Consider the following 19,111-nt stretch of genomic DNA (forward strand, 5'->3'; position numbering starts at 1 on the left):
TAACCGTTAATGATAGTTTACGTGTTTTTCATCTTTTTTTTTAGTGAATTCTTATAAAAAAGAAAAAATATTTGTATTATTGTTTCTGAATAGAATAGTATAGTACAATAACTTTACTTAAAATTCAATTACAAGCAACTAACAATGTAAACTTTAAAAACTAATTTAAAAAGATGGAAAAAAGAATTAGACTCTTATTGACTGTTTCACTTTTAATGTTTTCCGGTTTGGCAATGGCTCAAACGGTAAGTGGGGTGGTAACCGATGAGGATCAAGTACCGCTTCCAGGAGTGAATGTTATCATTGCCGGGAAGAATACTGGAACTGCCACAGATTTTGATGGAAGGTATGAAGTAAATGGTGCAAATGCCGATGATGTATTGACTTTTAGCTATATCGGCTTTGAGACAAAAAAAGAACCTGTGCAAGGACGTCAGGAAATAAATGTTTCTTTAAAAATAGCTTCCGAGGCTCTGGATGAGGTGGTTATTGTAGGGGCTTCCGTTAAGAAAGGAGATTTAACTGGTGCTGTAGTGAATGTTGATGAAGAAGTCCTGGAAGAACGACCAGTAACCAGTATTAATGAAGCTTTGCAAGGGAGGGCCTCAGGTGTTTTTATTCAAAACGATCCTTCTCCCGGAGGAAATGCCAGCATCCGTATACGTGGAAATAACTCACTGCAATATGGGGGGAATCCAATTTTTGTTATAGACGGAATTGTAATGGATGGGGATTTTAACTTGACTAACTTAAACGATGTAGCTTCTATTAATGTACTAAAAGATGCAAGTGCAACTGCACTTTATGGGTCACGAGGAGCTAATGGAGTTGTAGTTGTAACGACCAAAAAAGGTAAAAGCGGTGAGGGGCAAATTAGTTATAAGACATGGATGGGTGTTCAGGAATTCACGAACGAAGATATTACTCTTAATGCAAATGATATTTTCGACTTACGAATCGATGCATTGGTAAATTCACATGTTGCTGATGACTATTTTGCAGCAAATCCAAACGCTTCCAGAGATCAATTTATAAACGAAGAGTTATTGGGAGACAATTCGAATTGGTTTGCCGATTATGAAAAAGAATCATACGCACAAGGTAAAAATTACAATTGGTTAGAAGAAGTTTCCAGATCCGCCATTCAACAAAATCACGCTTTGAGTTTCTCAGGAGGAGGCGAAAAAAATTCATATTACTTGAGCTTTGGATATATAGATCAGGATGGATTGATTAAAGGGTCTTCAAATAAAAGATATACAGGAAGGATCAATGCGGAACAACAAATAAAACCGTGGCTTAAAGTGGGGACCAATACTTCTTATACGAAATCAGTATATGACGAAGTTGACGGGTCGGTATTTGAAGATGCAAGGGGGGCAAATCCCCTATTGCCCATAGAGCGTTACCGGGATACGCTGTTCCTTGCCTGGGGAAATAATTGGGATATCAATGCAGAAAATCCTATTAATAGCTTAAAAATAGAGAAGGATAGAATACGAACCAAACTTGCTTCATCAAACTATGCAGAAGCTAAACCGATAGAAGGTTTAACAATTCGTACAACTTTTGCTGTTGATAATGTGAAACAGGAATATTATGAGTATGTCCCTAGAGATATTCAACAGGCAAAAAGAGATTCATATCTAGGACGGGCAATTCATAATTTAGATTACTCCAATTATTACCAATGGGATAATTCCATTACCTATGAGACCGATTTTGGAAAGCATGATTTAACGGCATTGTTTTCTACTAGTTTAAGTAAAGATGAATTTCATTATACCAATGTATTGGCACGTGACTTTCCAACAGATGACTTTAGTTATTACGATTTAGGAGGGGCTTTTGATAAGCCGAACTTTAGTCTGGGTTCTGATAAAAGTGCGGCTACATTGCAATCTTACCTGGGAAGGTTAAATTATAATTATGACAACCGCTATTTTTTGACATTAACGGGAAGGTATGATGGCTCTTCTCGCTTTTATGATGGTCATAAGTGGGGTTTCTTTCCGTCAGTGGCAGCTTCTTGGAATATAACCAATGAGCAGTTTATGGAGAGTCAACATGTTTTTGATTTAATGAAACTAAGAGTGGGTTATGGTAGTGTTGGTAATCAAAATATACCTAATTATGCTTTCTATAGTTTATACAACCCTGTTTATTCTAATGAACAGGTATCGTTTGTGTCTTCTGGTTTACGTGGTACTCCAAATCTCACTTGGGAAAAACAAGATCAGTTTAACTTGGGGATAGATTTATCTTTATTGAATAATAGACTTTCCATTACCGCTGAATATTTTGATATTGTAAACTCAAATCTTTTAATGAGGAGGACATTATCTACAATTACAGGGTATAGTGCAGCAATTGAAAATATTGGTGAAATGACCAACCGTGGAGTGGAGCTTACCATAAATGGGGTAATAATTGATAACGACAATTTTCATTGGGATGTCTCTGCAAATTTCTCAAAAGACAAGAATAAAATTACCAAACTATACCAGGATGTTGACGCTATTTATAACTTCGGAGGATTTACGGGCACTGATATACAACGAACAGGAAACTTCTTCTTGGAGGAGTCTTTAAACTCTATATATATGTGGGAGTTTGATAGGATAATTCAGCCCGAAGACATGGATTATGTTAATGGTTTGGAGTTGCCCGGAAAAACATTGCAACCTGGAGATATTTTGCCTAAAGATCAGCAAGAAGAAGGAGAAGAAGGTTACGGAGTTATAGATGAGGATGATCGCGTAATTGTAGGGAAACAAGATCCTAAATTTTATGGTGGTTTTTCTACTAGGTTTTCTTGGAAAAACCTATCATTAAATTCAGTATTTACATATTCGTATGGTGCTAAGAAAATAAGTGGTTATTACGAAGGATTAATGAGCGGAACCGGGTTTGGGCCAGCCCATACAGATATGCTCAATAGATGGACCCCTACCCATATGGATACATCGATACCTCGTGCTACCTACGATAATGCGCAACGGTTTGGAGCTGGTGATACTTCATGGGGGCTGCAGGACGCGTCTTATTTAAGGTTGTCTACTATTACTTTATCGTATGATTTACCTGGTGAATTTGCAAGCAAAATCGGGATGTCCAGTCTTAGATTGTATGTTTCTGGAAATAATGTGCTTACTTGGACCGATTACAAAGGTTACGACCCAGAAAATGGCGATTGGTACCCTACCGCAAGAATGCTTGTAACGGGATTGGATGTTACGTTTTAATTGTACTTAAGAATCTATAAAATTCAACAAAATGAAAACAATAATTAATATCAAATATAAATTTTGGGTTGTGTTTCTTTGTGTTGCCATGCTTGAATTGGTTTCATGTTCGGAATATTTAGAGGAGGACCCATATACGAGTTTAACAGAAGAAGAGGTATATGGCAATGAGGAAAACTTAAAGTTATTGATTTCCGGATTGTATACCCAGTGGCGCAACACAAGACAAGATAGAAGTGCCTTGTACATGGTGTTGGGCTCGGATGAAGGCAAGCAAGGTGGGCAGCAGGTTCAAGAGAATAATACACAAGCCGCTCTTGACAAGTATAATGGGGCCATGAATCCATTTAATTCTACATTAGCGGGAGAATGGAATAAGCGTTGGCCTGTTATAAGTGCTGCGGCAAAGGCAGTCCATTATTCACCATCTGATGAATTAAAAGCAGAGGCATCTTTTATAAGAGCATCAATTAATTTCGAATTGGCAATGCTGTGGGGGCCAATCCCCATTATAGACCTGGAAGACATGAAGGAATCCAGACAGCCTCTTAGCGATGTTTTTCAATTTATCATAAATGATTTAGAATTTGCCTCAGAGCATTTACCTTTGACACAGGATGATAAACGAATTCCAACCAAAGGTGCAGCACAAGCATTGCTCGGTAAAGTTTATATGTATGCGCCGGAAGAAACGGGATTGAGAGACTATCAAAAGGCGGTAGATTACTTTGATATGATGATTCCAAATTATGCTTTGATTCCTAATTATAAAGATTTATTCGATACACGATTGGATCAAAATACAAGTGAGGTAATCTATGCTTTCCAATTTAATAATATGTCGCCCGATAATAATATGATACAGCATCATGCGGGATCTAGAGCGGTAGCCGATATGGACTCGAACACGTATTTCGGAGGTTATGATTTGGCACTTCCTACCCAGTATTATTATGAAACTATTTGGGAAGGACAGGACGGAGATACCCGAAGAGAAGTGAGCATTCGATATGACTTTACATTGCCCGATGGAAGAGAACCGCAAATAACCTGGACAGGACAATCGGATGAATTGGAACCTCATATTAAAAAATTTGAGGATATACGAACCCAAGGTGAACAGAACTTTTGGTATTCTGGTGGCTTGGTTTATTATTTAAGGCTTGCAGATATTTTATTGTGTAAAGCAGAGTGTTTGAATGAATTAGGAAGAACGGGCGAGGCAATTAATTTAGTAAATAATACGGTCCGTGCCCGTGCTTATGGAGGAACACTCCCAGCCTCTCAAGCATGGCCATCTGGAACGTCTCAAGCGGAATTTGGTTCAGCAATATTGGATGAGCGAATGAGAGAACTTGGATTTGAAGGATGGAGAAGAATGGACCTTATTAGAACCGGACACTTTGTCGAATATGTTAAAGAGCGAAATCCATGGGCTAAAGAATCTGGAACAATTCAGGATTTTCATAAATGGTATCCTATACCGGAATCTGAAATCAAGCAGAACGATAATATTAATGAAGAAGATCAAAACCCGGGTTATTGATAGCCCGTGGTTTTGGCCTATTTATAAAAGACATTTTTTTATTAAAATTTAAATAACCATGCAAAAACTATTCGTTAAAAACAGAGTGTTGCTTCACCTATACTGTTTTTTTCTATTGTTAACAAGTTGTACTGAAAATCAATCATCGGAACAGATAAAATTGGCTTCAAAAAACGGAGTTAATGAAATTGTATTGTCCTTAACAGACTTGGGGCAACTGACTTACCATGTGAAACGTAATGGAAAAATATTAATTAAACCTTCTCCAATGGGAGTTATTTCTAATGATTATGATTTTACAAATGGGCTGAAGATTGTTGATATTTCATCTGTTCAGGAAAGAACTGAAAAGTACCAACTAAAAGTTGGGCACCAAAGCAAAATAAATCATATACTTCAAACCAAAAGTGTAGTAGTTAAAAATACCAAAGGAGGAACGATGGTTGTTGACTTGGTCTCTGGAGAAGAAGGTGTAGCCTTCAGGTATAGGTTTCCCGAAGCAGATCAAAAAAAGCATACTATAAAGAAGGAAATTACCGGTTTTCATATTGAAAAGAACGCACGGGGGTGGTTACAACCCTATAATAAGGCCGGAGATTATACACCCGGGTATGAGGATTTTTATTTAGAGGTATCCTCTGGAGATTCCATATCCGGAGCTCGAAATCCATCTGTTGGATGGTGCATGCCTGCTCTTTTCAATGTAAATCAAAAGAAGAACTGGGTGTTAATTGCCGAATCGGCTACCGATGGGAGCTTTAGTGGTTGCCACTTAAGGCCAATAGCTGAAGATGGAATATACAGCATTGCTTTTGCAAAGGCTGATGAAGCTTATACACTTCCTTTGGATAAAAATACAGAGGCATTGCCAACGTCAAAATTGCCATGGACAATGCCATGGAGAGTTGTCATTACTGGAGAATCTGCGGGAGATATTTTGCTTTCCACATTGATAACCGATTTAGCACCGGCATCTAAAATTGAAGATACCTCTTGGATTGAAACGGGAAAAGCTTCCTGGTCATGGTGGTCTCATCCTGATGATCATTCACCAGAAATATATAACAGGTTTACGGATTTGGCAGCTAATATGAATTGGAAATATACTTTGTTCGATGCAGGCTGGGAAAAAGCTAATGATGAAGGAGCTATTATTGATAAAGCAATAGCAAAAGGAATTCAGCCCATGGTATGGGGGTATTCTGGTAGCTATTTTAATCCAAAGGAACGTAAGGAACGATTTAAACAATTGGCAGATATGGGCATTAAAGGTGTTAAGATAGATTTTTGGTGTTCTGATAGGCAGGAGGTTATGGGAGCATTACAATCTTTATTTAAGGATGCAGCAAATCAACATTTGTTGGTCAATTTGCACGGGACAACAGTTCCTAGAGGTTGGCACCGAACCTGGCCTAACTTCGTGACAGCCGAAGCTGTGCTAGGAACCGAAAGTTATTTCTATGAAGAGCGTTTTCCGGATATGGCTGCCGGGCAAAATACAATTTTACCTTTTACCAGAAATGTAGCTGGGCCAACAGATTATACACCGGTTGCACTTACAATGAGAAAGTATAAACGCTTAAATACAGCAGTTCATGAATTGGCAACATCTATGATTTATACCTCGGGGGTTATTCATTTTGCAGATTCAAAAGAAATGCTAGAGTCTTTGCCTAACGATGTTCAAAATTTATTAAAGGAAATACCGGCTACTTGGGATCATACAGAGTGTATAATTGGGGAACCGGGTAAAGCAATAGTGTTGGCACGAAAAAGTGGAGAACGTTCATATATAGTCGGAATTAATGGAACCAATTCCGAACAACCTATTCAATTGGACCTTACCAAGTACAATAATAAATCCTCTAGTTATAGGATAATAAAAGAGGGTAAAAACCCACTAATGGAATTTGAATCTAAAATTAATTCTGTTAATTCAAATTTCGTATATAACATAGCGCCAAAGGGCGGGTTTATTATCGAATTCATTGAGGATGAGGCTATGAAATAACGAAGGAATATCATCTAATAAAGACTTAATGTCAATGGAGATAGATTTATATTCATTTACCTAACCTAATAATAACCAACCAATGAATAAAAAAATTACTTTTTTTAGCCTTGTGCTATTTATTATTACCAGTCATATAAGTGCCCAAACTTTTTATGAAGCAGAGAATGGCACTTTATTTGGCGTTGCCAGTATTCAGGATTGTGGAAATTGCTCGGGCGGTAAACAAGTAGGAGATCTGGGATATGATCGATATTTTACTTATGATGTGAGCATTGCCGAAGAAGGAATTTACAGATTGAAGTTTAGCTATTCTTCAGCACAGGATCGTTCTATATTTATTTCGATAAATGGAGATTCTGTCCCAGCACAAGCCCTTTGTAATAATGGAGAGTGGAGTACAAAATCGGATAGGGAAGTGGACGTAAAACTGGTGTCCGGCGTTAACACAATAAAATTTTTCAATGACTATGGATGGGCGCCTAATATTGATGGGTTTTCACTTGAGCTTTTGTCCTATTCCGATACATATTATGAAGCCGAAACCGACTCAAATTTATATGGAGTTGCCAGTATTCAGGATTGTGGGAGTTGTTCAGGGGGTAAACAAGTGGGTGATTTGGGCTATGACCGGTATATGACCTATGATGTTACGGTTGCACAAACGGGGTCTTATAATCTAAAACTAATTTTTAATTCTGGAGACCCACGATCTATTTTTATTTCGGCCAACGACGCTAATTCGCTAGAGCTTTCTTGTTTGTCTGGTGATTGGGGTTTGTACGCCAATCAAGACATAAGTATAAACTTAAACGAAGGGGTTAACACCTTAAAGTTTTATAATGATAATGATTGGGCTCCTAATATTGATGCGTTCTCGTTACGATTAATTCAGGAAGATGCTGGAGAATGTAATGATTGTAATCAATTTACCTATGGAAATGATGGCAAAATGGAATACAATTTACAAACAGGGACATTTGATGTTTTTCAACAAGATCAATTAATAGTACAGGCTTCATATTCAGAAGTATCTAATGGCGATACGTTATTTTCATCTAAAGAGTATTCGCAACGAACAATAAATCAAAGTAGTTTTTCAGATGATTTAGGGAGCGGAATCAAAGTAACAGTTGATTTAACTGACAGTAATTTCCCCGAAATGCAACAAAATTTTTATTTCTATGATGAGCAACCTTTCTTTTTAATGGAAGTTGTAATTCAAGGACAAATTTTGGAAAGTAATTATATGGCACCTATGGTCTCTTCGCATATTGCTCTGGAAGCACAAGGAGATAATCGTCTGTTGGATATTCCCTTTGATAATGATGCTTGGGTTCGTTACAATGCATTATCCTTAGGAGGTCAGGTCACGAATATCAGTTCTGAGGTAACTGCATTCTACGAAAATAATAGTAGAAACGGGATTGTAATCGGATCGGTAGAACATGCAGTCTGGAAGACTGGAATTGAAAGTAGTGGGGTGGGTAATGTATTGAATGATTTTCGTATTTGGGGAGGCTATACTTCGGCATCAGATACCCGCGATGAAAATCCACATGGTAAAATCAAAGGCGATTCCATAAAATCCCCTAAAATTTTTGTCGGTTATTTTGAAGATTGGAGATTGGGGATGGAATCTTACGGAAATGCAGATAAGTTGACAGGAGGAAGATATATAAACGATTGGAATGAAGCAGTGCCTTTTGGCTGGAACAGTTGGGGAAGTATACAATCGGATATTACGCTTGATAAAGCAAAATCGGTAGTTGATTTTTTTGCTGATGAAATTCCAATGTTCAGAAATAATGAAACAGCCTATATAGATTTGGATTCTTACTGGGATAATCTTGTTGAAGGTGGCTTGGAGGGTGACTTTACAAAGCTATCTGAATTTGTGGATTATTGTAACCAGCATAATTTGAAACCAGGAATTTATTGGGCCCCTTTTGTAGATTGGGGAAAGTTTGACCGAAGAGTGGAAGGTAGCACCTATAACTATGCCGATACATGGATTCAAGTCGATGGAGGTTATCATGATGTAGATGGAGCAAGAGCAATGGATCCTACACATCCAGCTACAAGGGATAGGATTGATTTGGTTATCGATAAATTCAAACAGGCAGGTTTTAAGATGATAAAAATTGATTTTATAGGCCATGCAGCTGCAGAAGCAAATACTTATTATGATCCAGATATAACGACAGGGATGCAGGCCTTTAAATCTGGGATGCAGTATCTTACCGATAAGATTGGGGGAGAGATGTTGGTATATGCTGCAATTTCTCCTAACATGGCTTCTGGGCGCTATGTACATATGCGAAGAATAGCCTGTGATGCATATGCCGATATTAATGCTACAGAATATACATTGAACAGTACTTCATATGGGTGGTGGCAATCACAAATTTATGATTATCTAGATGCAGACCATATCGTATTTGGGAATTCAAGTGAAGGAGAAAACAGAGCAAGACTTGCATCAGCTATTGTCACAGGGACCATTATAACCGGGGACGATTTTTCTTCTTCAGGAAATTGGGGAAACACTGCAAAGGAATTATTGCAAAATGAAGCACTTTTAAAACTTGCGAAAAATGGAAAAGCATTTAGGCCGGTCGAAGGTAATACAGGAGATCGTGCTAACGAGGTTTTTGTAAATCAAGTAGATGGGGTTAATTATGTGGCAGTATTTAATTATGGAGACCAAAAATCTTATAATATAGCTCTTGATAGACTAGGGTTTACTAATGAGGGGTATTGTGTTAAAGAACTTTTCACGGGAGATATGTTTGCCTTAAATGGTAATTCATTACAAGTAAATTTGGGCGCAAAGGATGTAGTGTTCTATGAATTTAATTCGGGGGAAAATTCCTGTATTTTCTCATTACCGGACAATTATCAGATTCAATCTACAGATGCAAGTTGTAATGGCAGTAAAGACGGAGAAATAAATATAGATTTCAAGAACGCTGATTATACGTATACCATTGAGATTTCTGGGAAAGAACCAATAATTTTACCCCAACATACTACAAACTATAATGTAAACGAATTATCGGCCGGCTCGTATGAGCTTTGTTTTACCATTGATGAGGCGCAAGATTATAAGCAATGTTTTGAGATAACTATAAGCGAACCCGGAACTATAGATGCGGTTTCGTCTTATAATAAACGTACATCCACCGTTCATATAAGTTTGAAAGGGGCAGAGCGGTATTATGTGGATTTAAATGGAGATGAATTACTTTTTAATTCGGGGGAACATGATTTGAAATTGAGGGATGGGTTAAACGAATTAAGCGTAAGAAGTGACCTCAGTTGTCAAGGAATATATCATGAAAAAATATATGTATCACAAGAGTCCAAGGCTTATCCAAATCCTACTAAGGATTTTGTGCAAATTTCTCTTTCAGATGTTGATGGTGTTGTTCAAACTACAATTCATGATCTTCATGGGAATTTCATCTTGACCAAGAAGGATACTACTATTAATTCAAAAATAACTGTTGATTTAAGTAGTATTAAAGGAGGAGTTTATTTTGTGAATGTTTCTGGGAAAGAATACAATGAAACCTTTAAAGTACTTAAAAAGTGATGCTGTAATAATTTTGTGTCACGTTAAAAAGCTAAAATAAAAAATGAAAGGAATTATTAGAACCATACAACTTTTACTCGTTACAGGTATCTGGACTGGATGTAATAACGATGATACTCCAACTGTTGTTCCGGCTGATGTTCAACTTATTTCACCAACTAAAGATCAGGTATGTGAACCGGGAACAAACTCAGAAACTGAGAACAGCCGTTTAATCTTTGAATGGGAAAAAGCCGAAAATGCCCAGAGTTACGACTTGGTTGTCGATGATATTGAAACAGGAGAGAATTTCATCGTTTATAAGGAGATATATGATACTAAAAAGGAATTGGAGTTGGTGCATAACCGTGCATATTCCTGGCATGTTATCTCAAAAAATATAAACAGTGACGTTCATGGTACCAGTCCGACCTGGAATTTTTATTTTGTTGGGGAACCAAAAAAAAATTATGCACCGTTTCCTTCCAAGCCGTTGTATCCTGATTATGGCAGTACCGTTCAATTAGAAGATGGGAAAGTAACACTGAGATGGGAAACTACAGATCCTGACAAGGATAAATTAACCTATACATTGTTCTTGGATGAAATAGATGGATTGCAAGAGCCTACAGATGAATTTAAAAACATTGAAATTCCATCGTATACGGTTCAACTGGAAGGGGGGACCTATTATTGGAGAGTTAAAGCATCTGATGGTACCAACAGTAGCTATTCTCAAGTATATACATTTACTATTAATTAATATTCTGAATTAAAAAATAATGACAAATACTCATAAGGGATCTTCTCTGTTGTTTTCTATTGGAGCTGCTTTTTTTTGTTTTTTCGGTTGTCAAGCTCAAAAGGACATAAATGCAATTTGGTATACCCACCCGGCTATGGTTTGGGAAGAAACACTTCCATTAGGAAATGGTAGATTGGGAATGACTCCCGATAGTGGAATACGAACGGATAAAATTGTTTTGAACGATATCACCTTATGGTCTGGGCAACCTCAAGACGCCAATAGAAAAGATGCGTACAAATATTTGCCACAAATAAGAGAACTATTAATTGATGGGAAAAATAAGGAGGCAGAAGCTATTATAAATAAACACTTTATAGCCAAAGGAAAAGGTTCTGGTAGTGGAAATGGTGCCGATGTACCATTTGGATGTTACCAAACATTGGGGAATTTATATTTGAATTTTGATTATGGGGAAAAAGCAATTATAGAAGAAGTTGATTATAAGAGAAAGTTGGACATTGATTCGGCAATTGCTTCTTGTGAATTTCGCATAAATGACATCAAATATACACGAGAATACTATACCAGTTTTGATGATGACATAGCTATAATAAAATTGTCTTCAAGTAAACCTGGTAGTATTTCCTTGGAAGTAGGGATGGATCGGCAGGAACGGTTTCAAACTTTTACAAAAGACGGAGCACTTATTATGGAAGGGCAGTTAAATAATGGTACCGATGGTTATGGTATGCGCTATAAAGCAAAAATAGTTCCTTTGATAAATGGTGGCAGAATTCAAAGCACTTCTAACAGTCTGCAAATAGCAGATGCAGATGAGGTGATTCTTCTTATTTCTATGGGAACAGATTATAAAAATAAGGATTATGAAAAGCTAATAGATCGGGAGTTGAAAAGTGGGCTGTCAAAATCAATTGCAGATCAAAGAAAGAAGCATATTGAAAACTATGCCAAACTTTTTAACAGGGTAAGCCTCAAATTAGGCCGTTCGGCAAATAATGAGGTACCTACAGATAAGCGCTTGCATGATTTTAAAGAATATAATGAGGGAGACGATGCCTTGGCGGCTTTATTTTTTCAATTTGGTCGATATTTAAGCATTTCTAGTACACGTCCCGGTATATTACCACCTAACCTTCAGGGGTTATGGGCTAAAAATGTGCAAACTCCATGGAATGGGGATTATCATTTGGATGTAAATATTCAAATGAATCATTGGGCGTTGGAAGTTGCTAATCTATCAGAATTAAACCTTCCACTTAAAGATCTGGTAAAGAGCATGGTTGTTCATGGAGAAAAAACAGCAAAAGCGTATTATAATTCAGATGGATGGGTAGCTCATGTTATTACCAATGTTTGGGGGTATACGGCACCAGGAGAACAAGCGTCTTGGGGTATATCAAATGCTGGTTCAGGGTGGTTGTGTAATAATTTATGGCAGCATTATTTGTATACCAATGATGTGCAATATCTCAAGGAAATCTATCCTATTTTAAAGGGGGTGGCCCAGTTTTATCTGGATATGTTAATAAAAGACCCTAAAACGGGTTGGTGGGTAACGGCACCTTCAGTATCCCCGGAAAATTCATTTTATCTTCAAAATGGCGAACAGACTAATATTTGTATGGGACCAACAATAGACAATCAAATTGTAAGAGAGCTTTTTCAAAATGTCGTTGATGCATCTACAAGCCTAGGTATAGATAAACAGTTCAGTACTGTTTTAGAAAAAAAATTGGAGGTAATCCCACCCGTTGCTGTAATTGGGACTGATGGTAGGATTATGGAATGGTTGCGGTCATATAAAGAGGTAGACCCACAGCACAGGCATATTTCTCATCTCTATGCACTTTATCCAGGAAACCAGATTACCATAGGACATACACCTGATTTAGCAGAAGCAGCCAAAAAAACTTTAATAGCACGTGGCGATGATGGCCCTAGTTGGAGTATCGCCTATAAAATGTTGTTTTGGGCACGTCTTAAAGACGGAAATCATGCGTTTAAGCTTTTGTCAAACATATTAAGGCCAACTAAGGCAACCAATATTAATTATGGTGCCGGAGGAGGTGTTTATTATAACCTTCTTTCTGCAGGGCCTCCTTTTCAAATTGATGGTAATTTTGGAGCAACTGCAGGGATAGCAGAAATGTTGCTACAAAGTCATGCAGGAGTAATCGAATTATTGCCGGCATTACCAGATCAATGGTCGGAACAAGGATATTATAAAGGATTAAAGGCAGAAGGAGGGTATACCGTTGATGTAAAATGGGAGCAGGGAAAGGTGACAGGTTTTATGATTTATTCCAGTTCGAAAAAATCTATTAATGTAAAAGTAAATGGTGTTGTGCAAGTTGTTGAAACAATTAAAAAAGGATAAAAAAATGAGAGTAGGACGTATTAAGCATTGTATGGTTTATTTCTTAAGAATTCAGCTTCTTTTAATATATTTATCAATTTTAGCGGGAAATGCACAGATAAAAGTGCCGGCTTATTTTTCTGACGATATGGTGTTGCAACAAAAAACGAATGTTCCTTTTTTTGGAACAGCTTCTCCTAATACACCTATTGAAATAAAAGTTTCTTGGGCCCCACAATCAATAAAAACCATTTCGGACCCAGATGGTAATTGGGAAACCCCTGTGCCAACCCCTTCCTACGGAGGACCTTATCAAATATCAATTTTAGGTAATGGAGAGATTCTTATAAAGAATGTATTGATAGGTGAAGTTTGGTTGTGTTCAGGGCAATCTAATATGGAAATGCCTTTAGGCGGATGGGGTAAAATTAATAATTATGAAGAGGAGATATTAAATGCCGATTATCCCAAGATTAGGTTGTTACAGGTTGAGCATAAGCAACATAGAGCTCCATCCGATGCAGATAATATCTCAGCTACTTGGCAGTTATGTAATCCTGAATCAATAGCCGGATTTTCGGCTACAGCTTATTTTTTTGCTAGAAAAATATGGGAAGAAACCAAAATTCCAATAGGTCTAATACACAGTTCATGGGGCGGTACGGTTATTGAAGCCTGGATGAGTAAACAATCCCTTAAAAATATCGATGCATTCAACATGGAATTACAAGCATTGACTTCAAAAAAGGCTCAGGATGCTCTTAATGTTATGAACACTTCAAAAATGGAGAATTGGGATAAGACTGTGGAGGTGTTGGATGGCAAGAAAAGCCATTGTTGGACAAAAGCTTCCTATAATGATTCTGGATGGGAGACTATGGCATTGCCTGGATATTGGGAAGATATGGACAAAACATTGAGGGATTTTAATGGAACAATATGGTTTAGGAAATCTATAAAATTAACCGATGTAGAAGCAAGGAGTGATATAGAAATTGTTTTTACAGCAGATGATAATGATAAGCTATGGGTTAATGGCAAATTTATTGGCGCTAGTGAAGGATACGATAAGATTTCAAAATATAGGATTCCAAAGCAGTGTTTAAACGTTGGAGCAAATAGTATAGTGATACGGGTTTTTGATGGAGCCAATCAGGGAGGTATTTATGGAAATGAATTTTTTATAAGGACCTCAGAAAGGCATATACCATTAGCTGGTATATGGAAGTGTCAATTGGGAGTGTCATTACAGGATTTGCCAAAAAAACCAACTATATATCAACAGCAAAATAGACCAAGTGTATTATTTAATGCAATGATTCATCCTTTTGTAAAATTCCCAATAACCGGAGTTCTTTGGTATCAGGGAGAGAGTAATGTTGATAGAGCGCATCAGTATAGAACTTTATTTCCGTTAATGATACAGGATTGGAGGTCACATTATTCTAATAACAGTTTATCATTTTACTTTGTTCAACTTGCTAATTTTAATGAGCCAATAGAGAAGCCCGTGAACTCTTCATGGGCAGAATTGAGAGATGCACAATTACAAACCTATAAAGCGTTGTCTAATACTGGAATGATTGTAACTACGGATATTGGTAATCCTTTTGATATTCACCCTAAGAATAAACAAGAAGTAGGAAGACGATTGGCATTAATTGCCCTAGATAAGAAATATGGTAAAAAAAATGTATTTACAGGCCCTATATATCAAGACTTTAAAGTTGTTAAAAATATCGTGGAAATAAGTTTTGAAAGCACAGGAACAGAGCATGGTTTGGTTGCGGCACATCATGAACCTCTCAAAGGCTTTAGTATTGCAGGGGAGAATAAGGTGTTTTATCAGGGAAAAGCTATTATAAAAGGAAATAAAGTATTTGTTTCATCATCCAAGGTATTAAAACCAAAAGCAGTACGATATAATTGGTCTGATAATCCCCAAGGAAATTTATATAACAGGGATGGATTGCCTGCATCACCGTTTAAAACAGACCAATGGGAAGATATTACAAAATGAAAGTTAAAGATGGATCTCAATTTTGGGACATTTTTTAGTTAGTTTGAAAAGAGCCGGGATTTGTTCCGGCTCTTTTTTAATAATTGGTAGTATCACTAAGGACACTATCCCGAAAAGTGTGTAAAAGTTAAAATATCGAGGAGTTGCAACCCCTGACATGTATTCATCTTAATGGCTCTCCATGTTTCTTCTTTTTTTGATTTAACTGAGCTCAATTGTTAACCGATTCTTCTGAGAATATATTTATTCTTGAGTTATAGAATCGAATAAAAGATGTTTGTATTTAAATATATTTAGATGTATGGTCGCTCCCATATGATTAGGATTAATTGCAATAATTTCATTTAAAAGGTTTTTCGCCTTTTCATATTGATTGAGACCTAAATAACCTAGAGCCATTAAATATGTACAATGAACATAGTTTCGTGTATCTAAATTATCTTCCCAAATCATTAAGTCGGGTAATGATACAGCAAAATAATCAATAGTTATTATGTCATTGCGATGCTCATGTCCATAGTGTATCAATTTCTTAAAGCGCTCAATGGCTTTTTGTACCTCTCCTAATTTTAAATTTGCCAGGCCTTGATAGAAGATTTTGTCCGGTTGTTGATCATTATAATAAATGGCTTCCGTAGGTTCCTCTATACCGGTAGTTGCTTTTTTCCAATATACAAGCGCTTCCTCTGATTTATTTATACAATTAAGAACAATCCCTGTCCAAAAATAAATATCGTTTTCTTGTGCACCATATAGTTTGCCCTCTCCTAAATTATCGGGATAGAATTGCGCTTGTTCTAAATAATTTATTGCATTTTCGTGATGGTCTTTATGAATAGCATTTTTGGCCATTTCGACCAAGCAGGTCACATATTGACCTGTTACCTTACCTTCACCACCTTCCCAAGGGTGAAATTTTCGGTTTTTTATAAGTGTGAATGCTTTTTCGTGTTTTCCTAGTAAATTATACAAGTTAATGCGTTCCAAGTACACATCGTCCCTTTGTATAACAAGCTCTAAGTTAGCTTCCAAAAATGAAAGTCGAAAGACAAGATCATAATTCAGCCGCTTGTATAATTGATCCAATTCCATTAAAATCCTAGCGTCTGTAGGATCTAATTTAAATGCTTTTTCCAAACTCTTTAATGCTTGTTCGGCATCTTTTTTCTTGTTAAAATAGGCAAGCGATAGATTTCGATGTATTGTTGCAAATCCGGAATCAATGGCTATTGACTTTTCCCAACAGCTCATAGCGTCTTCATATTGTTTAGCAGCATACCAAAAATTTCCAAGGTAATAAGGGGCTTTGGCATCGTTAGGATTGTTTAGGATTGCTTGGGAAAGTGCTAATACAGCTTCAATTTGATTAGGAAAGCAATATTTTGGATCGGCTTTCGATCCCTTTTCATAATATAGAGAAGCTTTTTTTATTTCGTTGTTTTGTTCATACATCCAGCCAAGGTAATACCAGCCCATAGGGTATGTTTGATTTCCCTGATTAATACCGGCTTCCAAAAGACGGATACCTTCGTTATACAAACCTGAAGCTGCATAGTCTAAAGCATATTCAATATAATTATGGATATTTCTCCTTGTAAGTTTATGTAGCTCTTCAATAGTTTCTTTTGAATTATCCAATAGATACTTTTCAAATAATACTCCAAAATTAAATGGATCTTTATTCAAGGCAGTTTCTATGTTTTCATATGCGTCAAGATTCTCACCTGTTAACCGTAAAAGAGCAATTTTTAAATGCAAAGCTTTATGGTCATTTGTATTCCGGGATATTGATTTATCGATATGTAATAAAGCATCCTGATAATTTCCAGAAACAGTATCCAATTGCGCAATATGCAAATACCCTGGATTTTGCCATGTTGAGTTCCAAACCGATTTGTAAAAAGCATTATAGGCCTTTTGATGTTTTCCTTGGTACTTTAAAGCAAGGCCGAGATTAAAAAAAGGTTCCCCATCATATGGATTAGGGTTTCTTTCGGTAATAGTAACTATGGACTTTTGAAAGTATGCTTCAGCTTCCTTGAACTTTGCTCTTCGAAGTAGCCATAATCCCATTGCATTGTTACAACGAGTATCCTTTGGATCTCTTTGCAGTGCTTCTTTGTAATAAGGGACTGGGCTAAAAGTGGCGTGTCTGTATTGTTCTAAATGTTGGCCTGTGAGAAATAGCTGTTCATGGTGCTCAATTTCAGAGGGGAGCAATGCAGGTCTTGCTGCATCCGGGATACTTTTAAAATCAGCTTCTTCCCATTTCCATTCGACCAAAATATTGTTTTTATAATCTTGAACCACAATATGAATCCCTTCCATAGATTGGCCTGCCGGATAAGCAATAGACTTTTCATATGAATTTGATGGCGATGCCATGTAAGAATCGACTAAAATAGTTTCATTTGAATTTAGAACCCTTATGGAACAGTTTGGATAGATCCCCGTTGTATGTACCTTTATAATTAAAGAGCCTGCTTTTTGCTCTATATTGACCATGGCGTTTTTGGTTGCATTTTTTATTGCCCCTAAATCCCGATAGGGCATAAAATACTGAACAAAATCTTTTTCCTCCTCTGGCATTAACCATGTAAAGTCCGGTTGATTATCTGTATATACCCCACACATTAACTCTATGTAAGGGCCATCTTCATCGGTTAGATTTCGGTCCCATGCATGACCAAAATTGCCATTTCCCCAGGTCCATTGCTTTTTTCCGGGTGATATATGATGATTAGCTACGTGAAGTAAGCCTGCCTTGGAATCATTTTCATAACCACCTACAAAATTATATTTGGAAGTTATTGCCATATAGGAAGTAGGAACCGGAATGTTTTTATATCGGGATATATCAGTTCCTGGAGAATAATCTACCTTGTAATAAGTCCCTTTAGCAATGGGGAATGAGGAAACATCTCTTTTCCCATGATCGAATACGGCGTTTACATCAGGAGGAAAAACAGATTGGTATGCATCATTTACTTTTACTGCCGGATTCGCCCACCATAAAAAAGTTTGAGGCAAGGGCGTTTTATTATATATTTTGGCTTTAATTTCAATATATGATTTATCTGGATGCAATGTAAATCCAGCCATTCCTTTTGTCCGGAACATTCTCTCCAGTTCACTACACCAAATAGTAGCACTACCATCTTTGTGCTCTTCCATCAGGTAATCAACTGGGTCAAATGTGGTAGGGCGATGGTGCTGCGGCCAATTAAATTCAATCCCTCCAGATATCCAAGGCCCCGTTAATCCAACTAATGCCGGTTTTATAACTTGATTGTAATATACGAAATGGCGTTCCTTTGTTTTATCGTAGGCCATTTGTATTCTTCCTCCCAATTCAGGAAGTACCATAATTTTAATGAATTGATTTTCTAAGAATAAGGCAATATAGGTTTTGTTTATTTTTGTGTCATGAATTTTTTCAATTACAGGGTATGGATATACCGCTCCACTACTACCTTGATAGACCCTTTTTTCAATAAATACTGGGTTCTTTTCGGGAGTTCCTATATCATAGGTAGGTAAAGTAATGTTTTCTTTCCAAATACGTACTTTTTCCATTTTGTTGAGTT

8 protein-coding genes are annotated in these 19,111 nt (G+C 36.9%); 7 read left to right on the top strand and 1 reads right to left on the bottom strand.

Annotation, left to right across the window (positions count from 1 at the left end):
- The first annotated feature begins 173 nt into the window (after positions 1 to 173).
- The 7 genes from PSF86_RS01685 to PSF86_RS01715 all read left to right on the top strand — a co-directional run bounded on the left by PSF86_RS01685 (position 174) and on the right by PSF86_RS01715 (position 15,524).
- Complete coding sequence (locus PSF86_RS01685; protein WP_277898321.1) at positions 174 to 3,245, top strand: SusC/RagA family TonB-linked outer membrane protein; 3,072 nt, start codon at positions 174 to 176, stop codon at positions 3,243 to 3,245.
- A gap of 31 nt (positions 3,246 to 3,276) precedes the next feature.
- The gene (locus tag PSF86_RS01690) at positions 3,277 to 4,791 is read left to right on the top strand and encodes a RagB/SusD family nutrient uptake outer membrane protein (RefSeq protein WP_277898322.1); all 1,515 of its coding nucleotides are present in this window, start codon (positions 3,277 to 3,279) and stop codon (positions 4,789 to 4,791) included.
- A 58-nt stretch (positions 4,792 to 4,849) separates the two neighbouring features.
- Entirely contained in the window at positions 4,850 to 6,802 is a 1,953-nt protein-coding gene (locus PSF86_RS01695) for a glycoside hydrolase family 97 protein (protein WP_277898323.1), read from the top strand.
- 82 nt (positions 6,803 to 6,884) lie between these two features.
- Entirely contained in the window at positions 6,885 to 10,400 is a 3,516-nt protein-coding gene (locus PSF86_RS01700; RefSeq protein ID WP_277898324.1) for a T9SS type A sorting domain-containing protein, read from the top strand.
- 43 nt (positions 10,401 to 10,443) lie between these two features.
- The gene (locus tag PSF86_RS01705; protein WP_277898325.1) at positions 10,444 to 11,142 is read left to right on the top strand and encodes a hypothetical protein; all 699 of its coding nucleotides are present in this window, start codon (positions 10,444 to 10,446) and stop codon (positions 11,140 to 11,142) included.
- A gap of 19 nt (positions 11,143 to 11,161) precedes the next feature.
- A complete protein-coding gene (locus PSF86_RS01710; protein ID WP_277898326.1) occupies positions 11,162 to 13,525 on the top strand; it encodes a glycoside hydrolase family 95 protein in 2,364 nt (787 codons plus the stop codon).
- Complete coding sequence (locus tag PSF86_RS01715) at positions 13,503 to 15,524, top strand: sialate O-acetylesterase (RefSeq protein ID WP_277898327.1); 2,022 nt, start codon at positions 13,503 to 13,505, stop codon at positions 15,522 to 15,524. The genes PSF86_RS01710 and PSF86_RS01715 overlap by 23 nt, the downstream gene beginning before the upstream one ends.
- Positions 15,525 to 15,767: 243 nt before the next feature.
- On the opposite strand, the gene PSF86_RS01720 is transcribed toward PSF86_RS01715, so the two are convergent.
- Positions 15,768 to 19,100 (bottom strand): DUF5107 domain-containing protein, encoded by a 3,333-nt coding sequence (locus tag PSF86_RS01720; protein WP_277898328.1) that lies wholly within the window; start codon positions 19,098 to 19,100, stop codon positions 15,768 to 15,770.
- Positions 19,101 to 19,111 lie beyond the last annotated feature (11 nt).

This window comes from Galbibacter pacificus (genome assembly GCF_029603165.1).
Classification (GTDB): domain Bacteria; phylum Bacteroidota; class Bacteroidia; order Flavobacteriales; family Flavobacteriaceae; genus Galbibacter; species Galbibacter pacificus.

Excerpts from the sequence above, each read along its gene's own strand:
- PSF86_RS01695 (WP_277898323.1), top strand. The coding sequence starts at position 4,850 with ATGCAAAAACTATTCGTTAAAAACAGAGTGTTGCTTCACCTATACTGT.
- PSF86_RS01700 (WP_277898324.1), top strand. The coding sequence starts at position 6,885 with ATGAATAAAAAAATTACTTTTTTTAGCCTTGTGCTATTTATTATTACC.
- PSF86_RS01690 (WP_277898322.1), top strand. The coding sequence starts at position 3,277 with ATGAAAACAATAATTAATATCAAATATAAATTTTGGGTTGTGTTTCTT.
- PSF86_RS01705 (WP_277898325.1), top strand. The coding sequence starts at position 10,444 with ATGAAAGGAATTATTAGAACCATACAACTTTTACTCGTTACAGGTATC.
- PSF86_RS01720 (WP_277898328.1), bottom strand. The coding sequence starts at position 19,100 with ATGGAAAAAGTACGTATTTGGAAAGAAAACATTACTTTACCTACCTAT.
- PSF86_RS01710 (WP_277898326.1), top strand. The coding sequence starts at position 11,162 with ATGACAAATACTCATAAGGGATCTTCTCTGTTGTTTTCTATTGGAGCT.
- PSF86_RS01685 (WP_277898321.1), top strand. The coding sequence starts at position 174 with ATGGAAAAAAGAATTAGACTCTTATTGACTGTTTCACTTTTAATGTTT.